Below are 14745 nucleotides of genomic sequence, written 5' to 3'. Positions count from 1 at the left end.
TATGGCAAGTGTAGGTCTGTTTTTCGGCAGCGATACCGGTAATACCGAAGCTGTCGCCAAGATGATCCAGAAAGAGCTGGGCAAACAACTGATTGAAGTCCGTGACATCGCCAAGAGCAGCAAGGCCGACATCGACAGCTTCAGTCTGCTGATGTTCGGCATCCCGACTTGGTACTACGGCGAAGCCCAAGCCGATTGGGACGACTTCTTCCCGGAACTCGAAGAGATCGACTTCACCGACAAGCTGGTCGCCATCTTCGGTTGTGGCGATCAGGAAGACTATTCCGAGTACTTCCTCGACGCCATGGGCACCCTGCGTGACATCGTCGAGGCCAAGGGTGCCATCATCATAGGCCACTGGCCAACCGCAGGTTACGACTTCGAGGCCTCCAAGGCCCTGGTCGATGACAAGCACTTCGTCGGTCTGGGTATCGATGAAGATCGCCAACCCGAGCTGACCGCCGAGCGCGTCAAGGGCTGGTGCAAGCAGATCCATGAAGAGATGTGCCTCGCCGAACTCGAGTGAGACACTTCTGTTGAAACAACGGCCCATCCGGGCCGTTTTTTTATGGCATTTTTCTGTCGGCAGACGCCGTCATGCTTCCCGATGTCCCCGTCTCTCTGTGCTCCTTGCGCTGGCGCACATAGAGGGTGCGCCTGATCTCGGCCACCAGTTCGCCCTTCTGATCCTGGACCAGCACGTCGAACTCGGGAAAATGCTTGTCCCCCTGGCGGGTCGCCGCCGCTATCTCGGCCAGCTTGGCCTCGGTCAGATTGAACTCGGCGATGAGCTTGCCCTTGCCCGGCTTGATGTAGTTGATGCTGCCCGCCTTGTCCCAGACATAATAGTGGTTCTTGAAATAGCCCATCAGCATCAGCGGGTAGATGGGATCCGTCATGGCGAACATGCTGCCGCCAAACTGGGTCCGGTTGGCATTCTTGTTCCACCAGCGGGACTTGAGCGTCACCCGGCAGAAACGAAAGTCATCGCTCAGGGTTTCTATCTTGATGCCGGCACCCCAGAATGGGGGCCAGGCGTTGAGGGCGCGGCGCACCCAGGCCGCATTGTCAAAAAGCCAATCCATGGATCTCATCCGACCAGACAAACAGGTGTTACATCTTAACAACAATTAGCAGGCAAGCAAGGGGAGGAAAATAATCCAACCCCAGTCTCTCGACGGAAAATAGCCGCTAAACCCTTTGAATTACTGGGTTTATTTTTTGTGACCGTACGACCTATAATGACATTGGATCTGAGTTCAAGGTTGCCATTCCCGCGCCAGTCACTCAGAATAACCCCACCTTCGAGAATGCGAATAAGTTGAATATGCCAGACAATAATCAAGCGTTAAAAAAGGCCGGGCTCAAAATCACCCTGCCGCGCGTCAAGATCCTCGAGATCCTGCAGCAGCCGGAATGCCAGCACACCAGTGCCGAAGACCTCTACAAACGACTGATCGATCACGGTGAAGAGATTGGTCTGGCGACCGTGTATCGCGTTCTCAACCAGTTTGATGATGCCGGCATCGTCACCCGCCACCACTTCGAGGGCGGCAAGTCGGTATTCGAGCTGGCCACCCAGGAGCACCACGACCACCTGGTCTGCCTCGACTGTGGCAAGGTGATCGAGTTCTCCGACGAGGTGATCGAGCAGCGTCAGCGTGACATCGCCAAGCACCACAACATCCGGCTGACCAACCACAGCCTCTACCTGTATGGCCACTGCGCCAACGGTGACTGCAAGCACGACGAGTGAGTCGCCTGTCACGACAGATGACGGACAATAAAAAAGCCAGCTGATGCTGGCTTTTTTGTGTCCGCAATCCGGACCAGAGTGGCAGGGTCTCCCCTGCCCTTCTGATTCATCAGGCCTCGGCCTTGCCCCAGACGTCGCGCAGGGCGACTGTGCGGTTGAACACCAGGTGCTCAGGGCTGGAGAGCTTGTTGTCGGCGCAAAAATAGCCTTCGCGCTCGAACTGGTAGGCAGACTCCGGTTGGGCGTCCTTGAGGGAAGCCTCGACCCGGGCGCCCTCGATGATCACCAGGGATTCCGGGTTCAGGGCCCCTTCGAAGTCCTCTTCGGCGCCCGGGTTCGGCACCTTGAACAGACGGTCATAGAGGCGCACTTGCGCCGGCAGGGAGTGAGTGGCGCTGACCCAGTGGATCACCCCCTTCACCTTGCGGCCGTCCGCCGGATCCTTGCCCAGGGTCTCGGGATCGTAGGAGCAGTAGATGCAGGTGACCTTGCCGTCGGCATCCTTCTCGATGCGCTCGGCCTTGATGACGTAGGCGTTGCGCAGGCGCACTTCCTTGCCCAGCACCAGACGCTTGAACTGCTTGTTCGCTTCCTCTTTGAAGTCCGCCTCGTCGATGACGATCTCGCGGGTAAAGTTCAGCTCGCGGGTACCCATCTCCGGCTTGTTCGGATGAGCCGGCGCGGTCAGCATCTCGTCGGCGGTCAGGTTCTCGATCACCACCTTCACCGGGTGCAGCACCGCCATGGCGCGGGGGGCATTCTCGTTGAGATCGTCGCGAATGCAGGCTTCCAACATGCTCATCTCGACGATGTTGTCCTGCTTGGTCACGCCGATGCGCTTGCAGAACTCGCGGATGGCGGCCGGGGTATAGCCACGGCGGCGCAGCCCGGAGACGGTCAGCATGCGCGGATCATCCCAGCCATTGACGTGCCCCTCGGTCACCAGCAGGTTCAGCTTGCGCTTGGACATGACGGTGTATTCGAGGTTCAGGCGGGAGAACTCGTACTGACGGGGGTGGCAGTCGATGCTGATGTTGTCCAGCACCCAGTCATACAGGCGGCGGTTGTCCTGGAACTCCAGGGTGCACAGGGAGTGGGTGATCCCCTCCAGGGCGTCCGAGATGCAGTGGGTGAAGTCATACATGGGGTAGATGCACCACTGGTCACCGGTCTGGTGATGGTGGGCAAACTTGATGCGGTAGATGACGGGGTCACGCATCACCATGAAGGGGGACGCCATGTCGATCTTGGCGCGCAGGCAGGCGGCGCCTTCGGCCATCTCGCCGTTCTTCATCTTGGCGAACAGGGCCAGGTTCTCTGCCACGGAGCGATCGCGGAACGGGCTGTTCTTGCCCGGCGCGGTCAGGGTGCCGCGGTACTCGCGCATCTGCTCGGCAGAGAGCTCGTCCACATAGGCCAGCCCCTTCTCGATGAGCTCGACGGCGTAGCCGTGCAGCTTGTCGAAATAGTCGGAGGAGTAGCGGATCTTGCCGCTCCACTGGAAGCCGAGCCACTGCACGTCCCGCTTGATGGACTCGACGAACTCTATGTCTTCCTTGACCGGGTTGGTGTCATCGAAGCGCAGGTTGCACTGGCCCTGATAGTCGCGGGCGATGCCGAAGTTCAGGCAGATGGACTTGGCATGGCCGATGTGGAGATAACCGTTCGGCTCGGGAGGAAAACGGGTCTGCACGCTCTTGTGCTTACCGCTGGCCAGATCCTCATCGATGATCTGACGAATAAAGTTGCTCGGGCTGTTCGCCTCAGTCATGGCTCACCTCAAAATGCGCGTCACTGGCGAGGGACGAGCCACTGGCTCCGATCCCCCGCCGTCAAGCCGGGTATGATCCCCTATTCGGGCGCCCGCCTCAACCGGAATTTTGCCCTTTCGGCCCAGGCGGCGGGCCATGATGGACAAGCGGCGTCAGGGAGGGTGGGCCCCCGGCGCCACTCCCTCATCGAGGGCCGTCCCGGCCGCCATGGGCACAAGGCCGCGCCCCCCGTGCTGCCCTGCAGGCAAAAAAAGACCCCGCACCAGGCGGGGTTGAAGGTGATGAAAACATCAAAACAGACTCACACACAACAAAGGTTCACACGCAGAGTCAACCTTTCCCAAGGCTGGCGACGCCGGCCTTGAGAAAGGCGGGTCTTGGACCCGCCTCGCGCTATGGTTTGCAGGCTGTCAGTTCAGCTCGGTCACCCGGCTGGTGCGCTTGCCATCGAAGCTGGTGGTGCGCAGCCAGACCTTGCCAGTGACGGTCGGCTTGGCCGCCGCGTCATAGGCGGTCCAGGTGGTGCCGTCCAGGCTGTACTGGATGGGCAGACCCGGCAGGTCCACGTTCGCTTCAAGCTTGCCGTTCACCACCTTGGCGCCCGGCACCGAGAGGCGGTACTCGACACCGGCCTGATCCAGTTTCGGCAGCTGGCGCTGGGCCAGGGCGTTGGCGAACTGGTTCCACTCCTGGTTCAGGGCAGCCTTGTTGACGTGCTTGCTGGTGCCTGAGAACTCGCGGCCCTTCACGTAATCGAGCTCGAAGCCGCCCTTGTGCCAGGCACGCTCGGCCACGGAGAAGATGCGCGGATAGACCATGTACTCGTACTGGGCGTCGGTGCGCACGGTTTCGCTCCACAGCTGGCCGGAGATCCCCTTGAACTTGACGCCATCCTGGTCGCCCTTGGCCACGAAGGCATTGCCGTCACGGTCCACCGAGGTCTCGGCGTTCTGGGGCAGGTTCTCCGGGGCGAAGGCGAACACCTTGCGGGTGTCATTGAAGCGGGTCGCCCAGTAGTAGCCGCGCTCGGCCGGATGCACCTCGTTCGGGAAGTCGAAGTAGAGGTAATCGGGGTTGGAGAGCACCACCTCATAGCCCTTGTGCGCCCACTTCATCGCCTCGTTGAAGCCACCCCAGTAGAGGGTTTCCCAGAAGTTGACCCGGGTGTTGTCGGTGGCGAAGTCCTTGGCGCCGCTGGCGTATTTCAGGCCATCTTCCCAGGCTTGCAGGGTGGAGAAGCCGTGGCCCTTGACCATCTCGCTCACTTCCTTGGCGAAGTACACCGGCAGCTCGCCCACCTCCTTGATCTTGCCCTCGTCGATCATCTTCTGGCACAGGGGGGACTTGCCGAACGGCTTGTCCTGCTTGCTGGAGTCGACGTTGCCCTTCCAGGCCACCAGATCGGCGGCCGGGGTGACGGCCGGATCCTGATAGCCGCCGCCCTGCATGATGTTCTTCGCCTCGTCACCACCGTAGTGCCAGGCGGTCAGGGGCTGACCGGCGGCCTGGTGCATCTGGGCCACTTCGTCCATCACCTTGGCCACGAAGGTGGCGGCGCCCGGCTGGCAGGGGTTGATGAAGGACATCTTGTCGTAGAACTGCACCGAGGTGACGTTGGAGGTATCGTCCGGGTCGGTCAGACGGAACTGGTTCGCCTCGGCCTCCTTGCCCTCGGCCATCAGACGCTGGTAGCGCGCCTCCATGGAGACCACGGCGGCACGGGCGTGGGCCGGCATGTTGATCTCGGGGATCACGGTCACGCCGCGGGCCTTGGCATAGCGCACCAGATCGATGTAGTCGGCCTTGCTGTAGAAGCCGGAGCCCTGGTTGTCGCTGCTGGGGCCTGAGCCCAGCTGCGGCATCAAGCACTGGGTCTCGGACTCGTCATGGCAACGCTGGCTGCCCACCTCGGTCAGCTCCGGCAGGCCCGGGATCTCGATGCGCCAGCCTTCATCGTTGGTCAATCCCAGGTGCAACACGTTGAGCTTGGTGGCGGACATCTGGTCAACCAGCTTCTTCAGGGTCTCGGCGCTTCGGAAGTGACGGGCCACGTCGGTCTGCATGCCGCGGTATTCAAAACGCGGCGCATCCTCGACGCTCATCTGGCTCACCAGCTTGTCATCCACTCCCAGCAGGGAGATCAGTGACTGGGCACCCCAGAAGGCCCCGTCGATGTCATGACCCTGCACCACTGTGCCTTTGGTGCCTATGGTCATGTCGTAGCCTTCGGCCTGCTTGACCTTGCTGCCGAGCTTGATGGTGACCGGGTAGCCGGTGTCGGAGAGGGTAACACCCAGCCTGGTCAGTTGCGCCTTGATGGCATCGGCACGGTCGGTCGGCAAGTCGAGGGCATCGAGCTTGATGGTGGAGAGATCCACCTGCGGGCCCGCCTTGACCACCTGCTTCTGTGGGGTCGGCAGGATCTTGTTGTCCACCTTGGCCGCCGGCAGCAAGGTGCTGGTCTGGTTGGCGGCGAAGCGGGTCTCGCTGTTCATCAGGACGTTGTTGTCGTCCTTGGTGCGCTTCCAGCCGTCGGCCGGCATCGGCTTCTCGTAGCTGCTGGCGTCGTCGATGTTGCTCATGCTGGCGATCACCTTGGGCTCGGCGCCCTCGGCGGAGACATACCAGTTCGGCATGATGTCTGATTCGAACAATACCCAGTATTCCACCACCAGGGGTACTTCGACCGTGGCATCCTTGGCAAAACCCTGGAACTTCTCGGTTGGCGTCAAACGATAGAGGTCGCCGGTCAGGTGGGTGATGGTGAACTGGTCGTTATCCACCCGCTGAATGCGGCGAATGGAGGAGACATAGATGCTCCAGTCCTTGGAGGTGACGTCGGCACCGGTATGGGTCAGGTGCAGCTTGGCAACGCCGCAACTGGCCCACTCGGAGCCCAGCGCCTGACAGTCGAGGCCGGCGCCGGCACCGTCATTGGTGACGACTTCGTACTTGACGATGAGGTTGCTGGCGAGGGAATCGACCACGGCTTGCCTGGCGGCATCGGCGGCCAGTGCAGGGCCGGTGAAAACGGAAGACATGGCAATGGCTAACAGAGAATGTTTCAAGTTCATAACTGCTGCTCTCATTTGAAGTAAAGGTTGGATTGTCTTGGCTTTTTTTATATGGGGCCCCAAGGCGGGGCCCTCAGTTATGTCAACAATGGACTTAGGCTTGAACGGACGGGCAGGGACAGACGCCCGTCCGGGTAACACTTAACGCAGGGCTTTCATCTCACCGGCGATGATCTCGGCCAGGGGGCCCAGAATCACCTGCAGGTTCTGCTCGCCGAGCTTGACCACACCGGCAGCGCCCAGGGCCTTGAGCTGACGCTCGTCGACGATGCTGCGATCTTTCAGGGTCAGACGCAGACGGGTGATACAGGCATCGATGGTGACCAGGTTGTCATGACCACCCAGCACTTCCAGGTACTGCTTGGCCAGTTCGGTACGGTCGGTGATCTCGGCCTTGGCCGGGATGGCTTCGTCGTCTTCACGACCCGGGGTCTTCAGGTTCAGCTTGACGATGACCAGGCGGAACACGCTGTAGTAAACCCCGAAGAACACCAGGCCTTGCAGCAGCAGCATGTACCAGTTGACCGCCAGCGGGTTGCGGCTGGAGAGCACCATGTCCACCAGACCGGCGCTGAAGCCGAAACCGGCAATCCATTGCATGGACGCGGCGATGAACACGGAGACACCGGTCAGCACGGCATGGATGACGTACAGCACGGGGGCCACGAACATGAAGGAGAACTCGAGCGGCTCGGTCACCCCGGTGAAGAAGGCGGCGAAGGCGGCGGCGATCATGATGGACGCAACCTTCTCCTTGTTCGCTTTCTTGGCGGTGTGATAGATGGCCAGCGCGGCGCCCGGCAGGCCGAACATCATGATGGGGAAGAAGCCCGCCTGGTACATGCCGGTCACACCGGCGACGGCCTTGCCGGCATCGATGGAGGATTGGCCACCCAGGAAGTTCGGGATGTCGTTGATGCCGGCCACGTCGAACCAGAACACGGAGTTCAGGGCGTGGTGCAGGCCGATGGGGATCAGCAGGCGGTTGAAGAAGGCGTAGATACCGGCGCCGGTGGAGCCCATGCCGACGATGGATTCACCGAAGTTCACCAGGCCACCGTAGATGACAGGCCAGATGGCCATCAGCACGAAGGAGACCGCCATCATGACCACTGAGGTGATGATGGGCACCAGACGACGACCAGAGAAGAAGGCCAGCGCCTTGTGCAGCTCGACGCTGCTGAAGCGGTTGTAGAGCTCGGCGGCGATGACGCCACACAGGATACCGATGAACTGGTTGCTGATCTTGCCAAAGGCAGCCGGCACCTGATCGGCCGGGATGCCCTTGAGCTGGGCCACGGCGCCCGGGCTCAGCAAGGTGGTGACCACCAGGAAGCCGACCAGACCCGCCAGGGCAGCGGAGCCGTCTTTGTCCTTGGACATGCCGTAGGCGACGCCGACGGCGAACAGGATGGGCATGCTGTCGATGATGGCGGCACCGGCCTTGATCAGGAACGCCGCCAGAGGGCTGCCGCCACCCCAGCCGTTCGGGTCAATCCAGTAACCAATCCCCATCAGGATCGCTGCGGCAGGCAAGACCGCTACCGGCACCATCAGGGCACGGCCGATCTTCTGTAAATAACCGAGAATGTTCACGGCTCCTCTCCTTAGTTAAGGTTTTGCTAGAAATTAAGTGCTTATTACGTTTGACGCATAAGCCATCAAGGCTTGATTGGCAGTCTAGGTCTTTTATTTCGCTGCGCAAATTAATAAAGCCGCAATCGTGATCATTGTCACCCAAATGAGATAAAGGTGGCCGATACATGTGGCTTAGTTCGCAATCTTTATTTACGCTATAAAACAACTAGGAACCCGCTACCGCGCCCATGCCGGTAACAACCGAATAGAGGTACTCGAAATGCGCCTGATCCCCCTCAAGTCTGCCAACCAGGTCGGTCTGTGGTCTGCCCGTTACATCGTCGACCGCATCAACGCCTTCCAGCCGACTGCCGAGCGCCCCTTCGTATTGGGTCTGCCCACCGGCGGCACGCCGCTCAACACCTACAAGCGCCTGATTGAGCTGCATAAGGCCGGCGAAGTGAGCTTCGAGCACGTGGTGACCTTCAACATGGACGAGTATGTCGGCCTGGCGGAAGATCACCCCGAGTCCTACCACAGCTTCATGTACAACAACTTCTTCAATCACGTCGACATTCGCCCGGAAAACATCAACATCCTCAACGGCAACGCCGAGGATCTGGTGGCAGAGTGCAAGCGTTATGAGGACAAGATCAAGTCCTACGGCAAGATCAACCTCTTCATGGGCGGCGTCGGCAACGACGGCCACATCGCCTTCAACGAGCCGGCCTCTTCCCTGGCCTCCCGCACCCGGGTCAAGACCCTGACCGAGGACACCCGCATCGCCAACTCCCGCTTCTTCGGCGGCGACATGGAGCAGGTGCCCAAGCTGGCGCTGACCGTGGGCGTCGGCACCCTGATGGATGCCGAGGAGATACTGATCCTGGTGACGGGTCACGGCAAGGCGCTGGCCCTGCAGGCCGCGGTGGAAGGTTGCGTCAATCACATGTGGACCATCTCCACCCTGCAGCTGCATCCGAAGGGACTCATGGTGTGTGACGAGCCCTCCACCATGGAGCTGAAGGTCAAGACGGTGCGCTACTTCCAGCAGCTGGAAGCCGACAACATCGGCCGTCTGTAAGGAGGCAACATGTACGCATTGACCCACTGTACCCTCTACACCGGCAGCGATGTGCTGACCGGGCACGGGGTGCTCATCGATGGCGACCGCATCGTCGCCATCAAGCCCCTGGCAGAGTTGCCCCGGGACGTGGCCCGCCACGATCTGAACGGTGCCAACCTGAGCGCCGGCTTCATCGACGTGCAGCTCAATGGCTGTGGCGGCGTCATGTTCAACTCGGCGATCACGGTCGAAACCCTGGCCACCATGCAGGCGGCCAACCTCAAATCCGGCACCACCAGCTTCCTGCCGACCCTGATCACCAGCCCGGATGCGGACATGAAGCAGGCGGTCGCCGTGACCCGCAGCTACATGCAGGCCCGTGCCAACGAGGTGCTGGGGGTGCATCTGGAAGGGCCCTACACCAACCTCAAGCGCAAGGGCATACACCCGGCGGATCAAATTCGCCAGCCCGCCGACGAGATGATCGATTTCTTCTGCGCCAACGCGGACGCCATCGCCAAGATCACCCTGGCCCCCGAGCGCAACAGCCCGGAGCACATCCGCCGCCTGGTGGAGGCCGGCATCCTGGTCTCAGCCGGTCACACCGCCGCCAGCTACGAGCAGGCCATGGCCGGGTTTGACAGCGGCATGCGCTTTGCCACCCACCTCTACAACGCCATGACCCCGACCGTGAACGGGCGCGAGCCCGGCGTGGTGGGCGCCATCTATGACAGGGATGACGTCTATACCGGGGTCATCGTCGACGGCCATCACGTGCACTGGGCCAATGTGCGCCTCGCCCACAAGGTGCTGGGGGAGCGACTGGTGCTGGTGACCGATGCCACCGCCCCGGCCGGTGCACCGGAAGGCTTTGAGAAATTTGATTTTTGTGGCGCCACCGTCTATTTCCGAGATGGTCAGTGCGTCGATGAGAATGGTACACTCGGCGGTTCTGCCCTCACCATGATCGAAGGGGTGGAGAATCTGGTCAAACAGGTGGGGCTGCCCCTCGCCGAAGCGCTGAGAATGGCCACCCTATACCCTGCACGCGCCATTGGATGGGACTCACGTCTCGGTAGTATCCAGGTCGGCAAGATAGCCAACCTCACCGTCTTTGATCAGGACTTCAGGGTCCTCGGGACCGTGGTTAACGGACACTACACACAACAGTGACATCATGACTGGCGGACAAATAGCAAACGTAGATCTCATCAAGCAGGTAAACAGCGCGGCCGTGTATCGGCTCATCGACCTGCAAGGCCCCATCTCCCGGGTCAAGATTGCCGAATTGAGTCACCTGGCCCCGGCCAGCGTGACCAAGATCACCCGGCAACTGATCGAGCATGGCCTGATCAAGGAGACCTCGCCGCAAGCCTCGACCGGCGGGCGACGCGCCATCTCCCTGACCACCATCAAGAGTCGGTTCCAGTTTGTGTCCGCCAAGTTGGGTCGGGGCTACCTGCACCTCTCCTTGTACGATCTCGACGGCAAGGAGCTCGATCAGCACCTCACAGAGGTGACCGAGATCGACCAGCAACCCGTGGTCGACATGCTGCTGCGGGAGATTGGCGCCTTCATCGATGCCCATCAGGAGCGCAGCCGCAACCTCATCAGCATCGCGCTCACCATGCCGGGGCTGGTCAACCCGGAATCGGGCATGGTCATCTACACCCCCAAGTACCAGATCCGCAACTTGGCCCTGGCCAAGCTGCTGGAGAACCACTTCAATCTGCCCTGCTACGTCGGCAACGACACCCGCTCCCTGGCCCTGGCCGAGCACTTCTTCGGCGAATCCCGCGACTGCATGGACTCCATTCTGGTGAGCGTTCACCAGGGGGCGGGTTCGGGCATCATCACCAAGGGCAAGGTGTTTCTCGGCCAGAACCGCAACGTCGGCGAGATTGGTCACATCCAGGTGGAGCCACTCGGCAAGCGTTGCCACTGCGGCAACTTCGGCTGCCTGGAGACCATCGCCTCCAACGAGGCCATCGTCGACAAGGTGAAGGAGCTCATCAGCCGCGGCCACCAGAGCAGCCTGCAGGAGAAGCACATCAGTATCCAGGAGGTGTGCAAGGCCGCCCTGGCCGGGGATGAGCTGGCCCGCAGCGTGATCGAGAACGTGGGGGAACATCTGGGACGGGCGGTGGCCATCACGGTCAACCTGTTCAACCCCCAGAAGGTGCTGATCGCCGGCGAAATCACCGAGGCCGAAGAGATACTCTTCCCCGCCATCCGCCGCTGCGTCGAGCACCAGTCCCTGCCGAGCTTTCATCGCGGCCTGCCCATCGTCAAGGCGCGTTTCCAGAACCAGCCCACCATAGGCGGCTTCGCCTTGGTGAAGCGTGCCCTGCTGGAGGGGGATCTGCTGCAGATCATCATGGAGCAGAAGTAAGGGCCAGACCTTGCGAGACAACAACGGCAGCCAGTGGCTGCCGTTTTTTATTGATGGATGCTTCGAGCGTAGGTTCGATTAGCCGCGTAGCGGCGTAATCGGACGCGGTGACTCACCCTGCCCGGCACGGCTTGAACAAGTCCAGCGCACCGTCATAGACCCGGGTCTGCACATCCATGATGCCGAGCATGGCGCGGGGCAACAGGTTGTCGCGTTCCATCAATCCGACTCACCCACTCTGACTCACCCTGCCCGGCACGGCTTGAACAAATCCAGCTTGCCGTTGTAGGCCTCGGTCTGCACATCCATGATGCCGAGCGTGGGGCGGGGCAACAGGTTGTCGCGTTCGGTTAGCCTGACTCACCCCGTTCTACACGGCTTGAACAGATCCAGCTTGCCGTTGTAGGCCTCGGTCTGCACATCCATGATCCCCAGCATGGAATGAAACAGGTTGTCATGGGAGAAGCGCTTGCTGGCTGCCTCCTGGCGCAGGCAATCCAGGTTCAACCGGCGATCCGCCTGCAACTGGGGAGAGAACCAGGTCAGCAGCGGCACCCGGGTCTGATCGTCCGGTGCGAATTTATAAGGGGTGCCGTGCAGATAGAGCCCCATGGCACCGAGGGATTCACCGTGATCCGACAGGTAGACCAGCCCCACGTTGTACTGGCTCTCCAGGCGCTTGAGCTTGTCGATGAGCCGGGCCAGCACCTTGTCGGTGTAGCGGATGGTGTTGTCATAGGTGTTCACCAGCGCTTCGTTGCTGCAGTTTTCGATGTCGCTGCGCGGGCAGTCCGGCAGGAAGACGCGATCGGCGGCCGGGTAGCGGCGATAGTAGGTGGGGCCATGGCTGCCCATCAGGTGGAAGGCCACCAGCTTGCTCCCCTCCCGGCTCTGCATCCCGGCGATCTGCCGATCCAGCCCCTGCAGCAGCACCTCGTCATGGCAGGCATCCCCCGAGCAGTATGCGGGGAACGCCTTGGGCTCTATCTCTATGGTGGGGACGTTTTTGCACACCCCCTTGCAGCCGCCGTCGTTCTCCTTCCACAGCACCGAGATCCCGGCATGCTGCAGCACGTCCAGCAGGCCGTCCCGCGACTTGGCCAGGGTCTCGTCATAGCCGCGCCGGGTCAGGTTGGAGAACATGCAGGGCACGGAGAGCGCGGTGGCGGTGCCGCAGGCGCGCACGTTCCTGAACGAGATGACATCCGCCTCCTTCGCGGTGAAGCCGTTGGTCTGCTTCTGGTAGCCGTTGAGGGAGTAGTTCTGGCTGCGGGCCGTCTCCCCCACCACCAGGAACATCAGGGTCGGCTTCTCATGCTGGCCGATCACCCTGGCATCTGTGCCTATCTGCTGGTAGGGAATGGGGGTGGCGAAGAGCACATCCCGGGCGTACTTGTAGAGACCGTGCACATAGTTGGCGGGCACTATCTCCTTGCCGAGGGACTTGTTGTTGCGCCCCACCGAGGCGTAATCCTGGTAGTAGAGGGCGGCCACCCCCGTCAGGAGCAGCAGGGAGAGGGCGATACTCCCGAGGCGCAGCGCCAGCCCCCTGTACCAGGAACGGGGATATTCAATCTTCACCCACAGCAGGGCCAGCACCGGCAGCACGGCGGTGAGCAAAAACCAGAGCACCACGGAGCCGTTGAGGTAGGAGCCCGCCTCCCCACCGTTGGTCTCGATGACGTTCTGCACCATTCCTATGTCGAAGATCACCCCGTATTTGAGCATGGCGTAGCTCGCCAGGGAGCCGGTCATGATGAGCAATATGAAGAAGGGCTTGAGCAGATAGCGAAAGGTAAAGGGCAGGAACACCCCGTTGAGGGCCGCCACCAGCACCAGGGGGATAGAGAGGACAAACCCCGCCTTGACGTGCTCGAGGGCGGTGAGAATGCGATAAAAGTGCAGAAAGATGGGCCAGTTGAACGCCAGTGCAAACAGCAGCACCAGCAACAGATTGACCTTGATCACTCCCAGAGTGGGGCGCATAGAGAGACTCCGACAAAACAGTGTGAACTGAAGCCCGCCAGCGGGCTTCGTTGTGAAACTCCCGGCGCACTTCCCTGACAGACAGGGCAAGCGCCGGAAAGGTCCGGATGGAGTCATCCTAGAGAGGCAAACTTAAGTGGGAATTAAGGGGGAGCATCGAAGGGTGGCGGGCAGAGGCGCACGTTGACAGACAAAAAAACGGCAGCCTGCGGGCTGCCGTTTAGAGGGTGATTGCCGGCCTGATGCCAGGCCAGCTACCACAGTGGGAAGAGGAGAGACACCGAGGTGCCCCTCAACCCGATGATTACAGGGTCGCGGCAATCTCGTCGGAGATGGAGCCGTTGTGGTACACCTCCTGCACGTCGTCCAGGTCTTCCAGCATGTCGATGAGGCGCATCAGCTTGGGCGCGGTCTCGGCGTCCAGCTCGGCTTCGGTGGAGGGGATCATGGTCACCTCTGCGCTCTGGGGCTTGAAGCCGGCGGCTTCCAGACCGTCCAGCACGGTGCCGAAATCGTTCGGGCTGGTGTAGACCTCGATGGAGCCATCCTCTTCGGTGACCACGTCGTCGGCGCCCGCTTCCAGGGCCGCGTCCATCAGGGCGTCTTCATCGGCACCCACGAAGGTCAGCAGACCCTTCTTGCTGAACAGATAGGCCACGGAGCCGTCGGTGCCCAGGTTGCCGCCGCACTTGCTGAAGGCGTGACGCACTTCGGCCACGGTACGGTTGCGGTTGTCGGTCAGGCACTCCACCATGACGGCGGAGCCCGCCGGTCCGTAGCCTTCGTAGACGATGGTTTCCAGCTGCTCGCCATCGGCGCCGCCAGCCCCACGGGCAATGGCGCGGTTGATGGTGTCGCGGGTCATGTTGCCGGTCAGGGCCGCCGTCACCGCCGCCCGCAGGCGCGGGTTGTTGGCGGGGTCCGCGTCACCCAGGCGAGCTGCGGTGGTGATTTCACGGATCAGCTTGGTGAAGATTTTACCGCGCTTGGCATCTTGCGCCGCCTTGCGGTGTTTGATGTTGGCCCATTTACTGTGACCTGCCATAGAAACTCTCCGTTATATTTTTTAAATCAATAAGATAAAACCATGATGCGGGCGAGGCTCAGGGCCCCGCCCCTCTTCA

11 protein-coding genes are annotated in these 14745 nt (G+C 61.1%); 5 read left to right on the top strand and 6 right to left on the bottom strand.

The annotated features are described in order from the left end of the window. Position 1: 1 nt before the first annotated feature. On the top strand, positions 2-526 hold the full coding sequence (fldA, locus tag ACW5W4_RS12490) for a flavodoxin FldA (RefSeq protein WP_041997751.1): 525 nt from the start codon (positions 2-4) through the stop codon (positions 524-526). A 40-nt stretch (positions 527-566) separates the two neighbouring features. Here fldA and ACW5W4_RS12485 read toward each other — a convergent pair whose 3' ends face one another. After that, positions 567-1085 carry a DUF4442 domain-containing protein gene (locus ACW5W4_RS12485; protein ID WP_408794556.1) on the bottom strand — a complete coding sequence of 173 codons (519 nt, stop codon included), beginning with the start codon at positions 1083-1085 and terminating at the stop codon, positions 567-569. 242 nt (positions 1086-1327) lie between these two features. On the opposite strand from ACW5W4_RS12485, the gene fur reads away from it, so the two are divergent. Beyond that, complete coding sequence (gene fur / locus ACW5W4_RS12480; RefSeq protein ID WP_408794554.1) at positions 1328-1756, top strand: ferric iron uptake transcriptional regulator; 429 nt, start codon at positions 1328-1330, stop codon at positions 1754-1756. A 109-nt stretch (positions 1757-1865) separates the two neighbouring features. Here fur and glnS read toward each other — a convergent pair whose 3' ends face one another. From glnS to nagE, 3 genes are all read right to left on the bottom strand, one after another. After that, positions 1866-3527, bottom strand: a complete 1662-nt coding sequence (gene glnS / locus ACW5W4_RS12475; RefSeq protein WP_456689586.1) for a glutamine--tRNA ligase — start codon at positions 3525-3527, stop codon at positions 1866-1868. 411 nt (positions 3528-3938) lie between these two features. Continuing rightward, a complete protein-coding gene (locus ACW5W4_RS12470) occupies positions 3939-6602 on the bottom strand; it encodes a beta-N-acetylhexosaminidase (protein ID WP_456689585.1) in 2664 nt (887 codons plus the stop codon). Between the two features lie 141 nt (positions 6603-6743). Beyond that, positions 6744-8198 carry an N-acetylglucosamine-specific PTS transporter subunit IIBC gene (gene nagE / locus ACW5W4_RS12465; RefSeq protein WP_427261574.1) on the bottom strand — a complete coding sequence of 485 codons (1455 nt, stop codon included), beginning with the start codon at positions 8196-8198 and terminating at the stop codon, positions 6744-6746. Positions 8199-8460: 262 nt separating this feature from the next. Between nagE and nagB the strand changes: the two genes are divergently transcribed. The 3 genes from nagB to nagC are packed head-to-tail and all read left to right on the top strand — an operon-like array spanning position 8461 to position 11635. Next, positions 8461-9261 (top strand): glucosamine-6-phosphate deaminase, encoded by an 801-nt coding sequence (gene nagB, locus ACW5W4_RS12460; RefSeq protein ID WP_427261575.1) that lies wholly within the window; start codon positions 8461-8463, stop codon positions 9259-9261. A 9-nt stretch (positions 9262-9270) separates the two neighbouring features. Beyond that, on the top strand, positions 9271-10416 hold the full coding sequence (gene nagA / locus ACW5W4_RS12455) for an N-acetylglucosamine-6-phosphate deacetylase (RefSeq protein WP_456689584.1): 1146 nt from the start codon (positions 9271-9273) through the stop codon (positions 10414-10416). A 4-nt stretch (positions 10417-10420) separates the two neighbouring features. Then, positions 10421-11635: a DNA-binding transcriptional regulator NagC gene (nagC, locus tag ACW5W4_RS12450; RefSeq protein ID WP_456689583.1), complete on the top strand. Its 1215-nt coding sequence runs from the start codon at positions 10421-10423 to the stop codon at positions 11633-11635. 360 nt (positions 11636-11995) lie between these two features. On the opposite strand, the gene ACW5W4_RS12445 is transcribed toward nagC, so the two are convergent. Both ACW5W4_RS12445 and ACW5W4_RS12440 read right to left on the bottom strand, forming a co-directional pair. Then, positions 11996-13621 carry a phosphoethanolamine transferase gene (locus tag ACW5W4_RS12445; RefSeq protein WP_456689582.1) on the bottom strand — a complete coding sequence of 542 codons (1626 nt, stop codon included), beginning with the start codon at positions 13619-13621 and terminating at the stop codon, positions 11996-11998. A gap of 304 nt (positions 13622-13925) precedes the next feature. Further along, on the bottom strand, positions 13926-14666 hold the full coding sequence (locus ACW5W4_RS12440; RefSeq protein WP_427261579.1) for a YebC/PmpR family DNA-binding transcriptional regulator: 741 nt from the start codon (positions 14664-14666) through the stop codon (positions 13926-13928). Positions 14667-14745 lie beyond the last annotated feature (79 nt).

The sequence above is a fragment of the Aeromonas crassostreae genome (genome assembly GCF_054052445.1).
This window is presented reverse-complemented; position numbering and strand designations above follow the sequence as displayed.

What these genes read in the sequence shown, in the direction of transcription:
- fldA (WP_041997751.1), top strand. Translation starts at nt 2, where the DNA reads ATGGCAAGTGTAGGTCTGTTTTTCGGCAGCGATACCGGTAATACCGAA.
- ACW5W4_RS12485 (WP_408794556.1), bottom strand. Translation starts at nt 1,085, where the DNA reads ATGGATTGGCTTTTTGACAATGCGGCCTGGGTGCGCCGCGCCCTCAAC.
- fur (WP_408794554.1), top strand. Translation starts at nt 1,328, where the DNA reads ATGCCAGACAATAATCAAGCGTTAAAAAAGGCCGGGCTCAAAATCACC.
- glnS (WP_456689586.1), bottom strand. Translation starts at nt 3,527, where the DNA reads ATGACTGAGGCGAACAGCCCGAGCAACTTTATTCGTCAGATCATCGAT.
- ACW5W4_RS12470 (WP_456689585.1), bottom strand. Translation starts at nt 6,602, where the DNA reads ATGAACTTGAAACATTCTCTGTTAGCCATTGCCATGTCTTCCGTTTTC.
- nagB (WP_427261575.1), top strand. Translation starts at nt 8,461, where the DNA reads ATGCGCCTGATCCCCCTCAAGTCTGCCAACCAGGTCGGTCTGTGGTCT.
- nagA (WP_456689584.1), top strand. Translation starts at nt 9,271, where the DNA reads ATGTACGCATTGACCCACTGTACCCTCTACACCGGCAGCGATGTGCTG.
- nagC (WP_456689583.1), top strand. Translation starts at nt 10,421, where the DNA reads ATGACTGGCGGACAAATAGCAAACGTAGATCTCATCAAGCAGGTAAAC.
- ACW5W4_RS12445 (WP_456689582.1), bottom strand. Translation starts at nt 13,621, where the DNA reads ATGCGCCCCACTCTGGGAGTGATCAAGGTCAATCTGTTGCTGGTGCTG.
- ACW5W4_RS12440 (WP_427261579.1), bottom strand. Translation starts at nt 14,666, where the DNA reads ATGGCAGGTCACAGTAAATGGGCCAACATCAAACACCGCAAGGCGGCG.